General features: G+C 39.9%; 18 protein-coding genes and 2 rRNA genes. 13 read left to right on the forward strand and 7 right to left on the reverse strand.

Annotated elements, in window-relative coordinates; genetic code table 11:
• Both L0657_RS00005 and rrf read left to right on the forward strand, forming a co-directional pair.
• Positions 1–139: ribosomal RNA gene (locus L0657_RS00005) — 23S ribosomal RNA — on the forward strand; the annotation flags it as partial.
• A gap of 131 nt (positions 140–270) precedes the next feature.
• A 5S ribosomal RNA gene (gene rrf, locus L0657_RS00010) occupies positions 271–382 on the forward strand.
• Positions 383–597: 215 nt separating this feature from the next.
• Here rrf and L0657_RS00015 read toward each other — a convergent pair.
• Positions 598–1,020, reverse strand: coding sequence for a secondary thiamine-phosphate synthase enzyme YjbQ (locus tag L0657_RS00015; protein WP_235150406.1), 423 nt, complete (start codon positions 1,018–1,020; stop codon positions 598–600).
• 346 nt (positions 1,021–1,366) lie between these two features.
• Positions 1,367–5,935, reverse strand: coding sequence for a carbohydrate-binding protein (locus L0657_RS00020; protein ID WP_235148273.1), 4,569 nt, complete (start codon positions 5,933–5,935; stop codon positions 1,367–1,369).
• Positions 5,936–6,281: 346 nt separating this feature from the next.
• On the opposite strand from L0657_RS00020, the gene L0657_RS00025 reads away from it, so the two are divergent.
• The 5 genes from L0657_RS00025 (at position 6,282) to L0657_RS00045 (ending at position 10,450) form a co-directional block, all read left to right on the forward strand.
• On the forward strand, positions 6,282–6,863 hold the full coding sequence (locus L0657_RS00025) for a hypothetical protein (RefSeq protein ID WP_235148274.1): 582 nt from the start codon (positions 6,282–6,284) through the stop codon (positions 6,861–6,863).
• Between the two features lie 144 nt (positions 6,864–7,007).
• On the forward strand, positions 7,008–7,430 hold the full coding sequence (locus L0657_RS00030; protein ID WP_235148275.1) for a response regulator: 423 nt from the start codon (positions 7,008–7,010) through the stop codon (positions 7,428–7,430).
• 14 nt (positions 7,431–7,444) lie between these two features.
• Positions 7,445–7,990: an O-acetyl-ADP-ribose deacetylase gene (locus tag L0657_RS00035; protein WP_235148276.1), complete on the forward strand. Its 546-nt coding sequence runs from the start codon at positions 7,445–7,447 to the stop codon at positions 7,988–7,990.
• Between the two features lie 163 nt (positions 7,991–8,153).
• Positions 8,154–9,413 (forward strand): MFS transporter, encoded by a 1,260-nt coding sequence (locus tag L0657_RS00040; protein WP_235148277.1) that lies wholly within the window; start codon positions 8,154–8,156, stop codon positions 9,411–9,413.
• Positions 9,414–9,526: 113 nt separating this feature from the next.
• Positions 9,527–10,450 (forward strand): alpha/beta hydrolase, encoded by a 924-nt coding sequence (locus L0657_RS00045; protein ID WP_235148278.1) that lies wholly within the window; start codon positions 9,527–9,529, stop codon positions 10,448–10,450.
• 79 nt (positions 10,451–10,529) lie between these two features.
• On the opposite strand, the gene L0657_RS00050 is transcribed toward L0657_RS00045, so the two are convergent.
• Positions 10,530–11,342 carry an alpha/beta hydrolase family protein gene (locus L0657_RS00050; RefSeq protein ID WP_235148279.1) on the reverse strand — a complete coding sequence of 271 codons (813 nt, stop codon included), beginning with the start codon at positions 11,340–11,342 and terminating at the stop codon, positions 10,530–10,532.
• Positions 11,343–11,594: 252 nt separating this feature from the next.
• On the opposite strand from L0657_RS00050, the gene L0657_RS00055 reads away from it, so the two are divergent.
• On the forward strand, positions 11,595–12,368 hold the full coding sequence (locus L0657_RS00055) for an SHOCT domain-containing protein (protein WP_235148280.1): 774 nt from the start codon (positions 11,595–11,597) through the stop codon (positions 12,366–12,368).
• Between the two features lie 99 nt (positions 12,369–12,467).
• On the opposite strand, the gene L0657_RS00060 is transcribed toward L0657_RS00055, so the two are convergent.
• The 4 genes from L0657_RS00060 to L0657_RS00075 all read right to left on the reverse strand — a co-directional run bounded on the left by L0657_RS00060 (position 12,468) and on the right by L0657_RS00075 (position 15,917).
• Complete coding sequence (locus L0657_RS00060; RefSeq protein ID WP_235148281.1) at positions 12,468–12,941, reverse strand: PA2169 family four-helix-bundle protein; 474 nt, start codon at positions 12,939–12,941, stop codon at positions 12,468–12,470.
• A 186-nt stretch (positions 12,942–13,127) separates the two neighbouring features.
• Positions 13,128–14,093, reverse strand: coding sequence for a lipid A deacylase LpxR family protein (locus L0657_RS00065; protein WP_235148282.1), 966 nt, complete (start codon positions 14,091–14,093; stop codon positions 13,128–13,130).
• Positions 14,094–14,148: 55 nt separating this feature from the next.
• On the reverse strand, positions 14,149–15,252 hold the full coding sequence (locus L0657_RS00070) for a DNA topoisomerase IB (RefSeq protein ID WP_235148283.1): 1,104 nt from the start codon (positions 15,250–15,252) through the stop codon (positions 14,149–14,151).
• Between the two features lie 218 nt (positions 15,253–15,470).
• The gene (locus L0657_RS00075; protein ID WP_235148284.1) at positions 15,471–15,917 is read right to left on the reverse strand and encodes a response regulator; all 447 of its coding nucleotides are present in this window, start codon (positions 15,915–15,917) and stop codon (positions 15,471–15,473) included.
• Between the two features lie 311 nt (positions 15,918–16,228).
• On the opposite strand from L0657_RS00075, the gene L0657_RS00080 reads away from it, so the two are divergent.
• The 5 genes from L0657_RS00080 to L0657_RS00100 all read left to right on the forward strand — a co-directional run bounded on the left by L0657_RS00080 (position 16,229) and on the right by L0657_RS00100 (position 21,035).
• The gene (locus L0657_RS00080) at positions 16,229–16,792 is read left to right on the forward strand and encodes a DUF4142 domain-containing protein (RefSeq protein WP_235148285.1); all 564 of its coding nucleotides are present in this window, start codon (positions 16,229–16,231) and stop codon (positions 16,790–16,792) included.
• Positions 16,793–16,993: 201 nt separating this feature from the next.
• On the forward strand, positions 16,994–18,430 hold the full coding sequence (locus tag L0657_RS00085; protein WP_235148286.1) for an NAD(P)/FAD-dependent oxidoreductase: 1,437 nt from the start codon (positions 16,994–16,996) through the stop codon (positions 18,428–18,430).
• 25 nt (positions 18,431–18,455) lie between these two features.
• Positions 18,456–19,535: a formylglycine-generating enzyme family protein gene (locus tag L0657_RS00090; RefSeq protein WP_235148287.1), complete on the forward strand. Its 1,080-nt coding sequence runs from the start codon at positions 18,456–18,458 to the stop codon at positions 19,533–19,535.
• A gap of 184 nt (positions 19,536–19,719) precedes the next feature.
• The gene (locus L0657_RS00095; protein WP_235148288.1) at positions 19,720–20,274 is read left to right on the forward strand and encodes an alpha/beta hydrolase; all 555 of its coding nucleotides are present in this window, start codon (positions 19,720–19,722) and stop codon (positions 20,272–20,274) included.
• Between the two features lie 152 nt (positions 20,275–20,426).
• The gene (locus tag L0657_RS00100; protein ID WP_235148289.1) at positions 20,427–21,035 is read left to right on the forward strand and encodes a YceI family protein; all 609 of its coding nucleotides are present in this window, start codon (positions 20,427–20,429) and stop codon (positions 21,033–21,035) included.
• Positions 21,036–21,074 lie beyond the last annotated feature (39 nt).

Raw genomic sequence — 21,074 nt, forward strand, 5'->3', positions numbered from 1 at the left:
AAGCATCTAAGTGCGAAACTAGCCCGAAGATGAATCTTCCACACAAGGGTCGTTGTAGACTACGACGTTGATAGGCTGCAGGTGTACGTGTAGAAATACATTCAGCTGAGCAGTACTAATTACCCAACAGCTTGCACAACTTTTTTCTCATTCTCTTTTGCTTCCAATATGACATGAAATTCAATGTCGAATGATATAATGAGTGAATGATAGAATACATTCAAAATTCACTCATTCAAAATTCAACCATTGTACACTCACAAAGATCTTGTTGGTGACTATTGGCCTGGTGTTCACCTCTTCCCATCCCGAACAGAGAAGTTAAGCCCGGAACCGCCGATGATACTTGGGTCAAACCTGGTAAAGTAGGTAGTCGCCACAATACTATTAAAACTAATCCCATCTTCACAAGAGATGGGATTTTTCGTTTATCGCCACCGCCTAAGGGACGCGCAGTCACAGGCTTCGCGGACTGGCTACGTTCATTGCCTAAGCGCCGGGATTCCACTCTGATTTTACCTCTTTTGCGACTCTGAGTTTAGTAGGAATGGTACAGCTGGTTTTGAAACATCCATCTTATTAAATATTCATGGTAATTTAAATACCCCAAGCCGAAACAACTATACTTCGTGAGCCACCAAAATCCCGATGCTCGCACAGATATATCCCCTGCCATGTTCCCAACGCTAACCGTCCATTTTGAATTGGAATTATGACTGAGCTGCCCAGAAGAGAAGCTTTTAAATGAGCTGGCATATCGTCAGAACCTTCATAATCGTGCTGGTAATCCGTATCATTTTCCTTAACGGTTTTATTGAAGAACATTTCAAAGTCTTCTCTAACCGTAGGATCTGCGTTTTCGTTGATAGTCAGTGAAGCAGAGGTGTGCTGAATAAAAACCTGAAGCATGCCCATTTTTATTTCATTGATCCCCGGCATTGCCTGAATAATTTCCCTCGTAATCAAATGAAAACCTCTTCTTTTCTCTTTTAAAGCAATAATCTCCTGGAACATTTTCATACCTTCTGATGCTTGCAACTTTATTGTTAAGTAATTCTTTAATTACGATTACAGGTCATTTACAAAAGAGTAAGTCTCTTTGCTACTTTTTGTACCTGAAATTAAAATTTTATAATTACTGAGGTATCCTTAACGTGTCCCGATCTCAATTTAATCAAAGCAGGCCTAAATAATTGATACAGTAATTTTATTTGTGTTTCATTTATCCATGTTCGATCACCATTGCTTTAAGCAGGGCAATTTAGTAAAGTTGTTAGAAGCACAGTGATATAATCTAACTTTTTATAACACAAAACGGGATTCCAGATTTTAATTTCCGAAATCCCGTTTTTGATATAAAAAAATATTATATACCCTTCACAATCTTCCTGAAAGCACGATCATTTCCTTGTTTGATTTCAAGAATATAAATGCCTGTTGGTAAGGTTGAAATGTCGATTTTCTCTAACTCAGAGGCACTTCCAGTCTGAATATGTACTTTCTTATGAAGCCTCCCAACTCCGGCATCAAATAAATTGATTTCGATCGGAACGTTGTTCTTATTTTTCATATTCACTGTAATATGGTTTACCGTTGGATTTGGATAAACGGTCACAGAATTGTGTAAACTGAAAGGCTTTTTTTCCGTAGCAAGGGGATTTACCGACAAGGCGGAATCAACAGCGGCTTGTCTGGCATTTGAGACCGATGATGGCATAATAAAAGTTGGCGTTTCCGTAGCAGAAATGGATAAATTTCCACCTAAGGCTTCGACTTCTTCCATATCCATATTATCGCTTCCAGCTTTTGGACGGTAAACTTTGGCACCATTAAAATCACCAATATTTAATGTATAATTCGCAGTTCTGCCTTTTTCATCAGGAACCGTCAAAATGTAGAGCGATTTTCCATTTAGTTCATAACGGTCAACAATGGGGTCCTGATTCGTTGTTTCTCTATAAGCATACTCGCCGAACAGTTTGTTCACCTGATGAAAATAATCAGCAGCGGGCCGGCGGGACAGATCTCCATTGATAAGTCCGGAAGTGCCAAACATTCCTCCTGAGTTATTGTCATCATACATTTGATAAAAGAATACCTTAGAAATACCATGACGAGCTGAAAATAAAGAAGTTCTCAAGATCCAGTCACCTTGCGTTTCCATAGCTGTTTTATTCCCAATCGGAATTGCTTTTAACGGGCTACTCTGATGCACGTCATAACCTGCCTCTGTGATCCAAACAGGCATATCTTGCGAGACGTCATGGGAAACCTCTACAAATTTATCAAGGATCGTGTTGGCATTGGTTACTTCCGGCGCCGCGCCACGTGTGGAAGTTCCACTTTGGGAAGATGACGCGTCGTCAGTATATAAATGGAAGTTTACAATATCCCAGCATAAGTTGACCGATCCATCCGCCTTGTATCCGCGGAATTGTTTACACCAGTCTACCATTCCTTTTACATAATCTGAACCTGTTACCAGCCCTGCAATAACGACTTTCATATTTGGATCAGCATTTTTTACACCAACAGCCGTACCCATCGTATTTTTGTGCCCATCATAAAATGCCGATAGGTTTGCGGCATATTCTCTCGCAGTTTGATATCCTTTACGACCCTTCCACCATTTATCCCGCTCGTTGTCACACTCGATATATTTAATCAGGTTCAAACCTATTTTGACAGAATTAGGCGTATCTCCAAACCAACGAGGCGTTGTGTGAACACTCAGCAAAGCAGGATCCACGTTCGTATTGCTTCCATATCGCGCTGCGTATTGAAATGCAATTTTTGCCTGTTCGATATAGGATAAAGGGTCTGCAAAATCTTTCCCAAATCTAACTGGTACGTTTTCGTTGTCTTGCTGGTCAGCAGGATATGTTTCTTTCATCCATCCCGGAATCGTTTTCAAATCAGCCAAAACTTCGATGTTGGCAGCTTTACAACGTTCGTAAATGGCGTCGTAATTCCAACCACCGCTAAGCGTAGGATTATATGAAAACACTCCTTCCGATGGTTCAAGTTTTTCCCAGTCCATGTAATGTCTTATGCCGGTAAAACTTTTGGCGACATTCATTTTGTCCTCGTTAATCTGCCATGGACTATTGCCATCTTCAAAATTCCATTCATAGGCATTTACACCGAACATATCCCGAAGTCTGATATTTTTTGCTGGGATTGGCGTAACAGGTTTTGTTCCGCCCGAATGAGATCCATACAATTCAATTTCAGTTGGTAATCCGCTTTTAATGTTGATAACCAGGTAACGGATATTGGAAACAGGATGATCCAAATTAAACTGGGCATTCCCAGAGAGATTTCTATCCGGATACGGCCCTACCCAGCCATTGTAAACCTGCCCTGTGAAAGTAGCAACAGGAATACGTTCCCATTGATCTGTAATCACAGACAAGGTCATTGGATTTTCCTGGAAATTGCCTGTGAAGTCGAAAAATTTCAGACTTTCCAACGTTATTTGCTCTCCATCCAACAAGGGATAGTAGGCATCCCATGAACTTAATGCCAAACCCCATCCAAGCTGAACCTCTGTTTGGGTATCGCCGTCAAAAAGGCCGTCCATACCTCTGGCAGTATTATTCAACTGATACCAACGTTTTGGATCCAAAGTAATCTTTTCTCCTTTTAAAGGTACATCAGGTGCAGAAGCAGGTTGAATTACCTGGTTTCTTGTCACATTTCCAGCAGCCAGAAAGTTGGTGCTTTCAGCCTGTGAAGCTGAAATAGTTACCGTGCCTTCCGTATGAATGGTGGCTTTCCAACTCCCTGATTCATTAGATACTGAAACGATTGCCGGATTTGAAGAAGTGAAAATGATCGGTGTTTCGTTATTTGTACTATTTGCCACAAGATCGAAGACCCCTGATCCAGCATTTCTTGGAGGAAGTTCTGCGAATGTGATTACAGACTGTGTTTTTTCCGGCGCAGATTCATCTGTTGAAACTTCAAACCAGTTGAAATTAAAAGCACCTTTATTTGCATAAATTCTCAGGATCTGGCTTCCGGCATTTAAGTTTGCAGTTGTACTAAGCGTAATATAAGATTCCCATCCGCCGGTACGCGGCACATTTACGTGACCTAATACACTTCCTAGAGAATTTTTTATTTCGATTAGCCCATCGCCGTAACTATTCGCAACCCGAAAGTTGAAAGCATAAGTGCCAGAAGAAGTTACGTTGACATTATAATCCATAAAATCTCCATCGTCAATATAACTCACATTTTTTCCACCGCCGATATCCCCGGTATCATCTGTTCTGATATCGCTGGATAGGTCATAATTTTCTGCTTCGATTTTTCCAGGCAGAGGTTTTGAACTTACCGATTCAAACCAGTTCAGGCTAAAAATTCCCTTTTTTGCATATACGCGGATTACCTGATCTCCCGCTGGCAAAGATGCGGTTAAATAGGACGTGCCCCAGCCTTGCATCCCTCCCGTACGCGGAAGGTTATTGATAGTTCCTAAAACAGTTCCATCAGCGGCGCGAAGTTCAAGTGACGCATCATCACTAAATCCATTTGCAATCCGGAATTTGAAAGAGTAAATCCCAGCTGTTGCTACTTTTACATTATAATCCACCCAGCCATTGTCGCTGATCCAGCCAACATCCAGTCCTCCGTCTGCATCAGCAGTTTGTTCTGTTCCTGCTCCACTTGTTGCAGAAAAATCTTCTGCTTCGATTTTTCCTGGAATAAGATTGGCCTTTTTAATATCCAGCCAATTAAAATTGAAGGATCCACGATTTGCATAAATCCGAATAACCTGACTTCCTTCTGTCAAGGAAGCCGTTGTGCTTACATTAATATACGTTTGCCATCCACCGGTGCGAGGTATGTCGACACTGCCAAGGACAGCTTCGGTAGCATTTTTTATCTGGATGTTGCCATCTCCCCAGCTGTTGGCAACTCGAAAATTGAAGGTGTAATTTCCGGCAGAAGTCACGTTGACATTGTAATCCATGTAATCGGCATCATCGATATAGCTGACATTTTTTGCGCCGTCCGCATCTCCGGTATCTTCTGTTCTTACGTCGCTAGACACGTCAAAATCCTCTGCCTCAATCCTGCCCGGTATAGATTTAGAGCCTTTTGCTTCAAACCAATTTAAGCTGAAAACTCCTTTTTTTGCAAAAACACGTAACGTTTGCGTGCCTGCTGGTAACAATGCAGTCAGGCTGGCTTGTCCCCAACCTTGCATACCGCCTGTTCTTGGAAGATTGTTTATTTCGCCTAATACTGTTCCATCTGATGATTTCAAAGAAAGCGAAGCGTCGTCACTGAATCCGTTTGCAACACGAAACTTGAAAGTATAAATTCCGGCTGTTAATACTTTTACTTCATAATCCATCCAGCTATTATCACCGATCCAGCCGATATCCAGTCCACCGCCGGCATCTTCAGTATTTTCTGTATTCGCGTTATATATTTCAGAATAGGCTTCGGCCTCAATTTTTCCCGGAATGAGGTTTTCCTGAATAGCTTCAAACCAGTTAAAATTAAATAGACCACTTTTAGCAAAAACTCTGATGGTTTGAACACCAACAGGCAGTACCGCTTGTGTGCTGATGGTAATGTAGTTTTGCCAGCCGCCTGTTTGTGGAATATTTACCTGTCCAAGCACTTCGCCAGCGACATTCCTAAGTTCTAAAATTCCGTATCCATAACTGTTGGCAACACGGAAATTGAAGGTATATGCGCCAGCTCTGGTAACGTCAACTTGATAATCCATCCAGTCGCCGTCTTCGATATAACCAACGTTTTGTCCGCCGCCGGTATCTCCGGATGTTTCAACTACCACTCCATTCATTTGTGTAAAGCTCTCTGCTTCCAGCCTGCCTGGGAATGAGGAGATTGTCTGAGCAAAACTCAGAGATGCAGCAAAAATAAGTATTACGCAGAGCAGAAGTTTTTTCATAGATGATCTGTTTAATTTTTTTTCTAAGAGACTCTTATTTTTGAATTTTTGTAGACAATATTACGTATTTGTAGAAAGAATTCGCTATGTCGAGTAAAATAAATGCATGATTTAATTCATCAAACGGCATGTGACGAAACCAGACGCTTTTAGGATTTATACTTGGAGATCAAAACCTGAGATTTTATTATTTTCAGACAAGCGTTTGCAAATAATTGGCAGTCTTTATTACCAGTATTTGACGCTATTATATGTCCGTATGCGGATCAAATGTATAGGAATTTACAGCCATAATTTTTGCCGCAGAAAGGTTATCTTTGTAAAAAATTTTGAAATTGAATTAACTATGCTATTTAAACAAAAACACCTCGAAGGAATTAAGGCAGGCACTATTTCAGTAGCGTTCCGTAAGTGGAAAAAGCTGACTGCAAACGCTGGAAGCCTGATAAAAACCAGCGTTGGTGTGATTAAAATTATTTCAGTTAAGGATATATCTTTAAATGAAATCACTGATACTGAGGCAAAAAAAGCTGGCTTTGCTACCGCGCAAGCTCTGATAAATCTTTTAGAAAGTCAGAAGGAAGGATTGATTTATAAAATTGAAGTTGCATTTGATTCTGAAGACCCTCGAATTGAACTTAGAGAAAATGTAACACTGGAAGAGGAAGAATTTGAAACGCTTAAAGCGACGCTTGAGAATCTGGACAAATTCAGCAAAGTGGGTAAATGGACCACCAAAACGTTGCAGGTCATTCAGGAAAATCCAAAGATGAAGGCAGCTGATCTTGCCGTTAAAGCGAAGAAAGAAAAAGAATGGCTCAAATTAAACATCAGGAAACTAAAAGGACTTGGACTCACGATTAGTCATGAGCCTGGTTACACATTGTCGCCAAGAGGTGAAGAATATTTGAGATTAATAAGCCAATAATTGTGAAGCCGGATTTTGTTCGGCTTTTTACATTTATATGAATAAACGTAATTGAGTTTCTTTTAATCTGATTTTAATTTGGAATGGTTATTTTAAGTATCAAATCATAAATGGTTCTGATAACTTAATTAAACATGTCAGGGTATGAATAATGACGGACCGATAATAGTCATTGAGGATGATTTGGAAGACCAGTTTTTAATAGGAGAAACATTTAAGAATTTAGCATACACGAATCCGGTTTTGTTTTTTGAGGATGGTGTGAAGGCACTTAATTATTTAAATGAAACTGATGCAAAGCCGTTATTGATTTTGTCGGATATTAATCTGCCGAGGATTAATGGTATGGAAGTGCGGGATCAGGTGAAGCAAAACGATCAAATTGATGTGAAGTGTATACCTTATTTGTTTTTTACAACTTCCCCAAATCATAAAATAGTAGTTGATGCATACTGTTCTTCGGTGCAGGGTTTTTTCCAAAAGCCGGCTTCTTTTCAGGATTTTGAGAAGACAATACAAATCATTGTAGATTACTGGAAAGTTTGTATCCGACCAGACGAATGTTAATCAATCAGCGCACTATGAAAACATTAAGTTCCAGAATTGAAATTATCCAAGGCGACATCACAAAGCTTGATGTGGACGCAATTGTTAATGCGGCCAACTCGTCGCTCCTGGGTGGAGGAGGCGTGGATGGAGCCATTCATAGGGCAGGCGGCTCAGAAATTTTGGAGGCTTGTAAGAAAATTGTCTCCGAACAGGGCGGCTGCCAGACTGGTGAAGCGGTTATTACCTCAGCCGGAAACCTGCTATCAAAGTTTGTTATCCATACCGTGGGGCCCGTGTGGCATGGAGGAAAAAATGGCGAACATGATAAGCTGGCTTCCTGTTATATCAATTCACTACAACTGGCGGTCATAAACGATTGCAAGTCAATCGCTTTTCCCAACATTAGTACCGGAGTTTATGGATATCCCAAGGCACAGGCCGCACAGATTGCTGTTAGTACTGTTTCTGGTTTTCTATCAAAAAATGGTGAAATTGAAAAAGTAATTTTTGCCTGTTTCGACGAAGAAAATTATCGCCTTGTTCAGCAGCAATTAGACGTGTTAATCATGTATTCCTGATTATTATATTTTTTTATTGATTTTTTGAACTATAAAAATATAATTCCTGAAAACTGTTTGACAAACAAAAACAAAGCGAAAATCAAGAACTCAGATTGATTATTATTGTTGTTTAAATATAGGTTAACCAATTTATATTCAGGTTTGCTTTTATTTAAACAATTTGAACGACACGTTGAAATTACCCGAAAAACACGACGCATACTCCGCACTTCGTTTTCCCGAATTCCGTTATTTTCTTGCCAATAGTTTTTTATACCGTTCTGCACTTCTTATTCAGGAAGTTATAATTGGCTATGAACTTTACCGATTAACCCATGATCCGCTGGCTCTGGGAATGATTGGTCTGGCAGAAGTCGTACCGTTTATTACAGTTTCGCTTTTTGGAGGTCATGTGGCTGACCGTTATGACAGGAGGATTATTCTTCGTATCAGTTTGTGCGTGATTATCGCCGGTTCTGCTATTCTGTATTTTTTATTCCAACCTGAATGGCTTGCAGCGCTCAATAAAAACCAGCATTTATGGTCCGTTTATGCCGCATTTTTTCTGATCGGACTGGCAAAAGGATTTTATTCTCCTGCTTCCTCTTCTTTAAAACCGTTTCTCGTTCCGCGGGAATTTTATTCGAATTCATCTACCTGGAGCAGTACTTTTTCGCAGGCAGGCGCAGTGTTAGGGCCAGGTATTGCCGGATTTCTATATGTGTATCTCGGCTTAACGGAAACGCTTTTGGGCATTATGCTGACCATGGTGTTTTGTCTGGTATTAATCACACTTATAAAAACGAATCCGGTCAATATTCGTAATGCAGGAATTTCGATCTGGGAAAGTCTTCGTGATGGTCTGAGGTTTGTTTTCAGGACCAAAATCATTTTGTATGCGCTTTCGCTCGATATGTTTTCGGTATTATTTGGCGGGGTAATTGCTATTCTACCGGTTTTTGCTGAAGATATTCTTCACGTTGGGCCAGAAGGTTTGGGATTATTGAGAGCCGCTCCGTCGGTTGGTGCTTTGATCACCATGTTTGCCATGGCGCATTTTCCACCAACCCATCAGGCATGGCGCAATATGCTGATCGCTGTGGCAGGTTTTGGTGTTTTCACAATCATTTTCTCCTTATCGACAAATTTCTGGCTGTCTTGCGTCGCGCTTTTCGCGACCGGTGTCTGTGACAGCATCAGCGTAGTGATTCGCCAAACAATCATGCAGATTTTTCCTCCCGATGAAATGCGCGGGCGAGTTGCCTCAGTGAGTGGAATTTTCGTAAGCTCTTCTAATGAGCTGGGTGCTTTTGAATCCGGATTAGCTACGAAAATTGCCGGTCCGATTCCCACTGTTTTTGCAGGCGGGGCGATAACACTTCTGGTTGTTACCTATGTGTATTTAAAGTCGAAAGATTTGTTTGCAATGCGATTGACGTGATTCAGTTTATATCCTAATTGTATGAAATTTTATCGTTGAGGAGAATCAATGATACAGATCGAATATCGCCAAAATAAAAATTCCACATTAACGTAATGCAAATCAGCCTGAGAATGAAGAAAATGCTGCTATTCGTGACGCTGCTTTTTACCGTTTATTCTGTTTCAGGACAGAAAATATACATCAAGACTTTTGGCGATAAGAATAATAAACCTATCATATTTATTCACGGCGGCCCCAGTGGAAACGCCGTGCAATTTGAAGCTACAACTGCTAAAAAACTAGGTGAAAGAGGCTTTTATGTGATTGTTTATGATCGAAGAGGAGAAGGGCGCTCGGTTGATGAAAATGCTAAAATCAACTATCAGGAGGCTTTTGATGATTTAAATAATCTTTACAAAAAGTATGGACTCAAAAAGGCAAATCTGATAGGATTCAGTTTTGGGGGTTTGGTAACCACGCTCTATGCAGAAAAATATCCGGAGAAAATTAATTCGATCATTCTGGTTAGTGCGTTGTTTAATCAACAAGAATCTTACGACCACATTTTAAGTTCAGTCAGAAAAATATATACGGAAAAAGGTGAAACTGAAAAGCTTAAAAAAGTTGCCGAAGTAGAAAATTTGGATAAAAATTCGGCTAAGTACCGTGGAGAATGTTTTGCCTTGGCTTCGGAAAATGGATATTTTAAAGTTGTAAACCCTGATAAAGAAGCAGTAAAAATTTATAATGACTATGAAACGGGAGACTTATATAAAAGCAATATTAGAAATAAAAACGCACCTGGGCTTTTCTACAAAAATGAACCGAAGAATAACATTAATGTAAAACCTGTTTTAGAACACCTAAGGAAAAAAGGTATGGGTATTTATGCATTGTATGGCAAACAGGACGGTATTTTTTCGCCGTCACAAATGATAGGTATAAAAAATCTGGTTGGAGATAAAAATTTCAAATTCTTGAATAATTGCTCCCATTACCTTTACGCTGATCAACAAATGACGTTTTTAGATAGTATTGAAGGTTGGTTGAGGTAGTGTTTTCAATCAGAATTGATTACGATAATACTGAGGAACCAGCTCCTGTAAGGTTCTACAAGAGCTGGTATATGTCTGATTAGGAAGCTTTAAAAAACTTCGAAAAGAATAAAACCTGGTAACCAATCGCGTTGCTCCAATATTCCCAGTTGTGAGCCCCTTTGCGGCTAATGAAATCATGTGGAATATTTGTTTCCAGAAGTTTGCTGTGCAATTTCACATTGACAGGATAAAAGAAATCTTCCGAGCCGCAGTCAATAATTAATGGCAATGTTTTAGCAGTCAGTAAATGCGTGAGATTAATGACGCTATTATTATCCCATCGCTCAGGAAATTCTGAATAAGATCCCAGTCTTTTTGAAAGTTCCCAATTTAATGGAAACGGCCTCAGATCTACACCTCCGCTCATACTTCCTGCTGCTCCAAAAATATCCTGATGTTTAAATGCCAGATACAATGCACCGTGGCCGCCCATGCTCAAACCTGTGATTGCGCGTCCGGAAGGCGTATTATTCGTTTTATAATGTGAATCAATCCACGCCGGAAGTTCAGTGCTGACATAAGTTTCATACTTCCAGCTTTTGTCAACCGGACTGTCAAAATACCAGCTTGAAAAATTCCCATCCGGGCAAACAATGATCATTTTATATTGATCGGCATAATCTGCTACGGTTTTTACTTTACTGATCCAGTCGGACTGATTGCCGCTGTAACCATGAAGAAGATATAGAACCGGTAGTTTTTCGCCCGAATTTGAAACGTCTGGTGTAATGACGACAGCCTTAATACTTTTCTTCATAGAATTGCTATATGTCATCACGGTATCAACTTTGGATGCGTTGGCGGAAATGAAACCGGATAAGAGGAATACGAATGCAATCAGTCTTTTCATTTTAAATGTATTGATTAGGGATAATGAAAGTATAAAAATTTTATTTGAGTATTTGTTTTAGGTTCAACCTGGAAATGTAAAGAAAATTAAAGTTTTACCACCTAATAAGGCAATCATTTATGGTAGATTGAAATCATTCCCACAAAGTCGAATTTTAGTGTTTGTCTATTAAAATGTTAAGCAACTTATTCAAATGGCACCATTTTTGATGAACTAAACTAATAGTATTGTTTAAGTTAGATAAAAATGAATATGAAATCACTCACAAAAGAAGGCGAGAAAAAAATAGAAGATATAGCGGCCCGGTATGAATTGAGTCAAGACAGCGTAAAGTCATTGTTAGACGCGATCATTCAGGGAAATGCTTCTATGGCTCAGTTTAATATCCCCGAACTTGGCGGTCACGGTCAATGGATGAAAGGTGGAATGACAATGGTTGGAGACATGTCTAATCGGTCACTGAAAATCACGGTTGATGCTCTTTGTACTGAACTTGCAACTTTGGTAACGACGGAAATTCTGTTTGAAAAATCGGAAAAGTTGGATAGTTTAGATAAGACTGAAATTAAATCGGCTAAGCCTTGGCCATCTGTATTTGGGACGCCAACAACCAGCGGTTCACAGAATAATTTTCGATACGCGTATTTTGCACAGGTTCATCGCTTAATTATTGAGAAAGACGGAACTCGTTCAATTTATGATACGAAACATCATCAGATCTCAGGGGTTTCGCAACAACAAGGTTCCGGGCAATCATTTGTTTTGTCAAGCCATGATGGACCGGTAGACATTTCGAGTTTGACCCTAATTTCGGAACCAGGAACCTTGGAGCAGCCAACGCCGGAATTGCAATATGATGTGGTGAAATCTTCGGGAGCGAAGGAGGATAACACTAGACAATCTGCGCCAATTTCAGAAGATGATATTTTTGCGAAGATCGAAAAACTTTCTGGCTTATATGAAAAAGGTCATATTACAGAAGAGGAATATAAAACGAAAAAATCAGAGCTACTTGCTAGGTTATAAGAACAGAATAGTCTGTCTGTTTTTATAAGTGTTAGAATAATAGTTATAAAAAAAGCGCCTGGCTGATAAATTCAGCCAGGCGCTTTTACTTATTTATTGTTACAAGCTATTTACAGCCTTATGTGCATCACGGTATTTTTTAATAAGATTGTGTGATGTAAGCAATGATGCTTTCTGATCAGTGATCATTTGTCTGATCGAAACTGGCAGATCTGCATCAGTCGCTAGTGCGTCATCGTATGCTTCCTGTGCAGCATCTTCTCCATATTCACAACTCTCAAGAACCGATTGTCTGTCGTGACCTGAGAATGTCGCTTTGATATCCATCCATACGCGGTAGATTTTACCAGAATTTGTAGTACCAGTCGCTACATCTCCTCCAAGACCAGCAACTTCACTTGTTAATTCAGACACGTATTCGCGGCTTTCATTTGCCATTTTCTGAAATAAACCTTGAAGGTCTACATCAATATCATCAGTCTCCTTAATCGCTTTTTCATAACCGTCAATACGGTCATTGTTAATACGGATAAGGTCATTTAATGTTTCTATAAGATTTTCGTTCGTTGACATGATATGTGTAATTTAAATGAATAATAATCAGATACTTAAAAACTCTATGCCATATTATGATAAGCGAAAAAGTGCCATTTTTTAGAGTTATCGGATTCAAAGTGTTGCTGATTTTTCCCGATGATGCGTAATCCGTGCGCTTCTCGTGTAAGTCATTCCCGGGGAAGAATTATCACTTATTCTTTTTTAGAATGCCAGGCCAATTCTCACGCCACCCCACTGGTGTGGCATACCTTCCTTGAATTCTTTGCTAAGGAAAACATGATTAAATTCCAGATAAATATTTCTGAAATTAAGTACAGCTCCAATCGAATTTTGGTAGACCAATCTGTTAATCTCGTTCGCTTTTAAAGTGTATGGGCTATCCCGATTGAATACGCCGCCCTGCATTGTAGCATCGTAACCTACCAGATTGATCAGCGGCTGAAAATAAAGATATAGTTGGAAATTCTGTTTTGTTAGCTTCTCTCTTGCTTCAAATGGAGAATCAAATTTTCCCAGTGTTAGCGTTGCACCGGCTTGTAGTTTATCAGAGAGCGTTCCTAGGCGAATCTGGGAATTTGTATTTAGCGAAATGATGTTGGGAACGTTAAATAATTCTTTTTCATAATTAACCTCATAGTTAATTGCAGCATCATTTTTAATCTGGAATTGCCAGCCCATTGGTTCATTGTCACCCGTCCAGCTGTGGATTTTCTTTTGCATTGGTCCGGCAAAAGCGACGGGCCCGATCATACCAGTGCTCAGCACAGAGGATAATCGGGAACGATGAATTGTATCAACAGAAATGGAGAAACTTTTTAACAATATAACACCTGCATACGGACGATCTTTATACAAAATCGAGCTGCTTGCTATAATGGTTGGGGTAAATCCGTAATGTTCAAGTGCAATACCATATTTTACCCTGCTGTTTTTAAGCTTTAACAAGTTATGAGCAAGCGGATTGTTTTTTAAGGCCGGGTTTACAAATTCCAGATTATATCCCTGTGTATAATAATAGTCAGATTTCCCCCAGAAATCGTTATCATAATGGAGTCTGATATATTTTTCTCCGCTGATATTCCTGAAAGAGACAAGATTGTCTATTCTCTGCCCTGACGACAGCAGTGGAAATAAAAATAGCAGCAATCCTGAAATGAGTTTTCGCATATTTGATATACGATTTCAGGATCACTGCGGATTGTTATCTAACTTTTTAGGTTAATTATAATGTCGGGTGGGCAAGTAGGGATTTTACATGTTGCTCATTTCCTGACAGATAAGGAAGGTCGCTCACCTCTTTGTTCAGAATTCGTTTTAATTTCCCTTTTTCATAGGCCAGAAAAACAGCGGGATGGACATAATATTTTTTGCAAACTGTCCGCGTATTCCCCAAGTGAGCAGCCACAGCATCCAGACATGTATTTACTGTTTTGGTATATTCCCGTTTCGTTTTATATTCCAAACGCTCGCTCAGAAATTCGAAAGCGGTTACTGTGCCCATCCAGGTTCTGAAATCTTTCGCAGAAAAACTCGCGCCCGTATGAATCCTGATATATTCATTAACGTGACTTGCCGATAAAGCACATTTTTCACCATTATCATTGACATATTGAAAAAGTCTGCGGCCCGGCATTTCCTTACACTGTTTCACCAAACGAGCTAGCTGAACATCCTTTAAGGTAATATCCTGCTTGATTCCCTTTTTGCCTGTGAACATAAACCGGATCGTTTTGCCTTTAATTGTAGCATGCCGTGCATCCAAAGTCGTGATTCCCGAAGATCCATGCTTAATTTTATAACGCTGATTTCCAACACGGATACAGGTTTTGTCCATCAACTTAATGACCAAAGCTATTGCCTTGTCCATATCAAAAGTATGTCTTCGCAAATCGGCTTCCACTCGTTCACGAAGTTGGGGAAGAGAGTCAGAGAAAGTAAGCAAACGGAAATATTTAGCCTGGTTTCTCACGAGATTCCAGTGTGGATGATACCGATATTGTTTGCGCCCAGCTTCATCAATGCCTGTCGCCTGCAAATGACCGTTTATATCTTTGCTGATCCAGACTTCCTGCCATGCCGGAGGCAATACCAGAGATTTTATTCTTTTAATTACATCTTTATCCTTACACCTGCTTCCGTCTTTGTCGGTATAATAAAATTTGGGTGCTTTTCCTTTTCTCAAATATCCCGGAGCATCACTGCCAGATATATAGTTGAGGCCCGCAGCAGCAGCAGTGAGTGCAGGATCTTTTTTTAACTTTTTAAATTGTCTTGGAGAAATGACTGGCATTTCTGTCAATGTTCCTACGGATGCGGATACAGACATGATTTCGGTACATTTATTTGAATTACTAATATGTACCAAATCAATACCAAATGAATAATTTAAAATGAGTAAGCGTTTTTATTATAGTAAGTTCCAGTTTATCAACATATTATATATAAAATCAGAATTTTTAATTCTAAATAATCTTCGGTAATGTGTTGCGCTTGCGGAAGTATCTACTCAATATTTAAAAGTGGGGATTTTAGAAAGTCAAACTTCTATTCATTTGAGATTAGAAATTCCGACAATTCCGGTCTGTTGATCAAGCAGCTTTTTTTTAGCAGACATTTTTTTAAAATTGTCACGAGATTAGAAAAACTTGTGGGTTTTTGAATGTAGAGGTTTGCTCCTGCATTGTAAGCTTCTTCAAGCAGATAACCCGCTATCGATGTGGAAAGAATAACAACCGGCGTTGCGTCGTATGAAGTTGAGCTGCGTAATTCCAGTAGACATTCCAGACCATTTTTAACAGGCATGTTCATATCAAGAAAAATGAGATCTGGCACAAGTGCTGAAGATCCCAGCTTTCTCATCAGCTCCATCCCATTTTCAGCAATTATCAGTTCGGTCGGTACAGGGAGTTGTCCAAGTGCTTCTTTGAAAAGAAAAGTATCATCTTCGTCATCATCTGCCAAAAAAATATTGCAGGTCTCGTTCAAGTTCATGGTTTACGTATTGGATCGTCTTTCTTGTCAAGTATGAGTTAAAATTAATACAACTTTTCTCAATAAAATATTCCAGGCTTGACTTTATGCGGCCTTAACAATAGAATGCTGTACTAAGTTAATCAAGATTTGCGTGAAGTTCTTGTTCATTTTAATGCTGAGATATATCAACACTGTGGGACACGGAATATTCATTTAGGTAAATCATGAAAAGTGTATGACTGCTTGATTTTGGAGTATGGTCATATTTGAGGGTTTGGCACAACTTTTGTCTATATCTTAACATAATATCACCTAAAATGAAAATAATTATGAAAAAGATAACATTAAGTGCCCTATTTCTTGCGAGTATAATCACTTTTTCATCTTGTAACAGTACAGAGAAAAAGGATAGTACAGAAGTTGCTGAGGATTCAAATGAGGCTAAATTCGATGATTCAAAGCTAGAAGACGATACTGAATTCGCAGTTGCTGCGGCTGACGGTGGAATGTTCGAAGTAGAATTGGGAAAACTTGCTGAGAAAAACGCAGTTTCTAAGGATGTAAAAGATTTCGGCGCTATGATGGCGAAAGATCATTCGAAAGCCAATGATGAGTTAAAGGCTTTGGCTTCACAAAAAAATATAACATTACCAGATTCGCTTAGCGAAGACAAACAGAAAAAATATAATGATCTGGCTGAGAAAAAAGGCTCAGATTTTGATAAGGCATATGTTTCTCTAATGGTAGACGACCATAAAGAAGATATTAAAGAATTTGAAGAAGCTTCGAAAGACGCAAAAGATGCGGAAGTGAAAGCTTGGGCAGCTGGTAAATTGCCAACGCTTAACCAACATCTTGAAACGGTTCAGGCCTTGAAAGATAAATTGAAGTAATAGATAGATAGCTTCAAATTGGAAAAGAGGGACGGTTGAAAAACTGTTCCTCTTTTTTGTGTTTATGCGTCAGTCAGGAGTTTTACACAAAATAAAATTTGTTTTTTGAAGGCATATCAATTTAATTTGTCTACTACTTTTATAGAGTATTGTTATGCCTGGTTTTGTCATAACATGCTTGACATTTGAATTGATGTAATTGTGCGAAAAACGGAATATGACGCCATTGTAATAGGTTCAGGTCCAAACGGATTCGCGGCTGCTATTACATTACAGCAACAGGGACTTTCGGTCTTGCTGATAGAAGGTAAAAAAGATATTGGTGGCGGAATGCGGACCAAGGCCCTGACTTTACCCGGGTTTATCCATGACGTTTGTTCGGCCGTTCATCCAATGGCTGTCTTATCGCCGTTCCTGAATAGTTTGTCGCTGGAAAAGTTTGGTCTGGAATTAATTCAGCCAAAATATGCCGCGGCGCATCCTTTTGATGATGGAACGGCTGGCATTTTGCATGGTTCTGTGGAGGATACTGCCAATGGACTTGGCGAAGATAAAGAGACATACCTGAAATTTATGGGGCCGGTTGTTCGTGACTTGCCCAAACTCTTACCTGACGTGCTGGGGCCATTTCCGATACCGAAATATCCGTTCGCTTTGGCTGAGTTTGGCCTAAAAGCACTGCCCTCGGCGACTTGGATAGCCAAAAGATTTAAAACAAAACAAGCCCGTGGATTATGGGGTGGAATGGCTGCACATGCCATTCAGCCTCTTGAAAATCTGACTACTGCGGCAATCGGATTGATGCTTATGGCAGGAGGACATGTGGCCGGCTGGCCAATTCCCAAAGGTGGTTCCCAATCTCTTGCCAATGCTTTGGCAGCCGTATTTGTAGGTTTGGGCGGAGAAATTCAAACAGATTTTATGGTAAAATCTATCGATCAGTTACCTTCATCGAAAGTCGTTTTATTTGATACAACACCTAAGCAATTGGTGGCCATTGCAGGCAATAAACTAAGCTCTTCTTACATTAACAAGTTGAGTAAATACCGGTATGGAATGGGTGCTTTTAAAATTGACTGGGCTTTAAGTGAGCCTATTCCTTTCACCGCAGAAGCCTGCCGCAGTGCCGGGACAGTACATTTGGGAAATACCATTGAAGAAATCGCTGCGACCGAAAAATCGACATCCCAGGGAAAACAGTCGCAAAACCCTTATGTGTTATTATCACAGCCCAGTATATTTGACAAAACGCGTGCGCCTGAGGGAAAACATACAGTCTGGGCATACTGCCATGTTCCTAACGGCTCAACCGAGGATATGACGCAGGCGATTGAAAATCAGGTAGAGCGTTTTGCTCCAGGATTTAAAGATCTCATCATTGGCAGGAGTACGATGAATACCGCTCAAATCGAAGCGTATAATCCCAATTATATCGGTGGTGATATTAATGGAGGAACCCAGGATATTTACCAATTATATACCCGTCCTGTTTTAAGCGCATCTCCTTACAGAACTTCCGCAGATGGCATTTATATTTGTTCGTCATCAACGCCTCCGGGTGGTGGGGTTCATGGAATGAGCGGATATCATGCTGCAAAACAAGCGCTTAGTGATGTTTTTAAAATTAAATTGAAATAAAAAATTCATAGCAAGACATTGTTGAATGAGGCTTTTTCTTAATTTTTTTATTCTGTTTTTGCTTGCGGCAGTAAGTTTTAATTGCAAGAAAAAACAAACAGCGGCGGAAAAAACTGCGGATAGTTTGGCCCATTGTATTGCAGACGGTATGCCGTCCAGAGCTTCTGCAATTCTGGCTAGTCAGAACGAAATCATGAAAGGAAAAGGAGATACCACGGATATGGTATGGATCAGCGGTGGTAAATTTCTGATGGGCTCTGATGATTTTCCTGACTCCCGTCCTATGCATCAGGTAACTGTTGACGGTTTCTGGATGGATTCGCATGAGGTTACGAATGAAGAATATATGCGCTTTGTTGCAGCGACAAATTATAAAACGGTTGCTGAACGTCCCTTGAATCCGGCAGACTATCCGGGAGTTCCTGCTGATAAACTGGTCCCTGGATCGGCGGTTTTTACACCGACAGTTCAAAAAGTATCATTCGAGAATCCGTTGCAATGGTGGAATTATGTTCCTGGTGCCAGCTGGGACCATCCGGAAGGAAAAGGCAGTTCGATAAAAGGACGCGAAAATTTTCCTGTCATCCATGTATCTTACGAAGATGCTGCCGCTTATGCAAAATGGGCTGGCAAACGTCTTCCAACAGAGGCAGAATGGGAATTTGCTGCTCAGGGCGGCAGAGGAAATCATACTTACTATTGGGGAGACCAGTTAAAGCCGAACGGAAAATGGGTTGCCAATATTTATCAGGGAAGTTTTCCGGACAACAATCTGAAAGAAGATGGATATTCCGGCGCGGCTCCGGTAAAAACTTTTCCAGCCAATCCCTATGGTTTATATGATATGGACGGAAATGTTTGGGAGTGGTGCGAAGACTTGTATCGTCCGGATTATTATCAAAAAAGTCCCGCCAAAAATCCGACCGGCCCTTCGGACAGCTACGATCCTGATGAACCAGGAGCGGTAAAACATGTGCAGCGCGGTGGATCCTTCCTATGCAGTGATGAATATTGTATCCGGTATAAGGCAGGGAGTCGTGGGAAAGGTGAGACTTCCAGTGGAAGCAATAATCTCGGGTTTCGTTGTGTAAAATCCTTTAAATAGTGGTTTTGTTAGTTATTTAATAGTAAGATAATTGCGTAACAAAAAAAAAGATTAGAACTTGATGCTGAAAAGATTAACTTGATTTTATTAATCTATTAAATAAATAGACTTTGTGTACTATTGTTTAATTCAATTTTAAAACATTACTTTGTGAGATAGCAATTGATCGTAAGTTATTAAAAACATGAGCACTAGCTTTCTGACAGTTCCGGGCTTGGCAGGTTCAGGTCCACAACATTGGCAAACAATTTGGGAAACGCAGCATCCTGATTCTTTCAAAAGGATTGAACAGGATAATTGGGACTGGCCGAATCGCGATCAATGGGTTGCCAGGTTGCAGGAAATCATAGGCCAGCTAACAGAGCCAACAATTTTGATTGCGCATAGTCTGGGCTGCATGACCGTCGCGCATTGGGCTGCCCAGTTCTCGTCACCATGGATTGAAGGTGCGTTGCTGGTTGCCCCGGCAGATGCTGAATTATCAAAAAGATTAAATTTTGTTGAAGGATTTACGCCAATCCCAATATTGCCTTTTCCGTTTAAAAGTATTGTCGTTGCAAGCACAAATGACATATATGCAACGATTAAACGCTCAAAGTTTTTTGCTGATTCCTGGGGTAGCGAATTTATAAATCTCGGAAAAAAAGGCCATATCAATGCTGTATCAGGTCTTGGAGATTGGCCGGAAGGCAAAGCAATATTGAAAAGTCTGGTAAGTTCAGAACTTGCAGGTTTTTAATATTGGATAGTTAAGGTTCCGGAGTTTTTATTTAAGTAGTAATTGGGCTAGTACAGTGTATCGGGCATGAATTTACGTGCCCGTTTACCTTTTAAGCATACGATTTCATATATTTATACAATTCTTTAATCCATTTAACGTCGAACGAAATCATGAGAAAAATTATTCTATTTGCATTGGTCGGTCTGTTTGTAAATTCTGCTGTAATCGCCGGTCCGGATAAAACAAAAACTGCGGATAAAACTTTGGCAGTTGATGCAAAAACAAGCAAAATTACCTGGGGAGCTAAAAAAGTCACAGGTACGCACGCGGGCGAAATTCCACTTGAAAGCGGTTCCCTGGTTGTCGATGGCGCGAAATTAAAAGGAGGCAGTTTTGTATTTGATGTAAAAAACCTGACTGTTACTGATATTAAAGATGCAGAAATGAATGGCAAGTTGACGGGCCATCTTAAAAGTCCTGATTTTTTTGCTGTTGAATCTCATCCGCAAGCGAAATTTGTGATTACTTCCGTGACACCAAAAGGTGGAGATATTTATGATGTTGCCGGGAAATTGACAATTAAAGGAATTACTGACGAGGTAAAGTTTCCTGCGACTGTAAAAACCGACGGCAAAAAAGTTGTTGCTGACGCTAAAATCGTTGTCGACAGAACGAAATATGATATCAAATTCCGCTCAACTAACTTCTTTGAAAACCTTGGGGACAAAGCAATTTCTAATGATTTTACACTTGATGTTAACCTTGTAGCTAATAAATAATAAAATCCAGTTTAAGTCAAAAAAACTTTTTTTACTTAA

This window comes from Dyadobacter sp. CY345 (genome assembly GCF_021502725.1).
Classification (GTDB): Bacteria; Bacteroidota; Bacteroidia; order Cytophagales; family Spirosomataceae; genus Dyadobacter.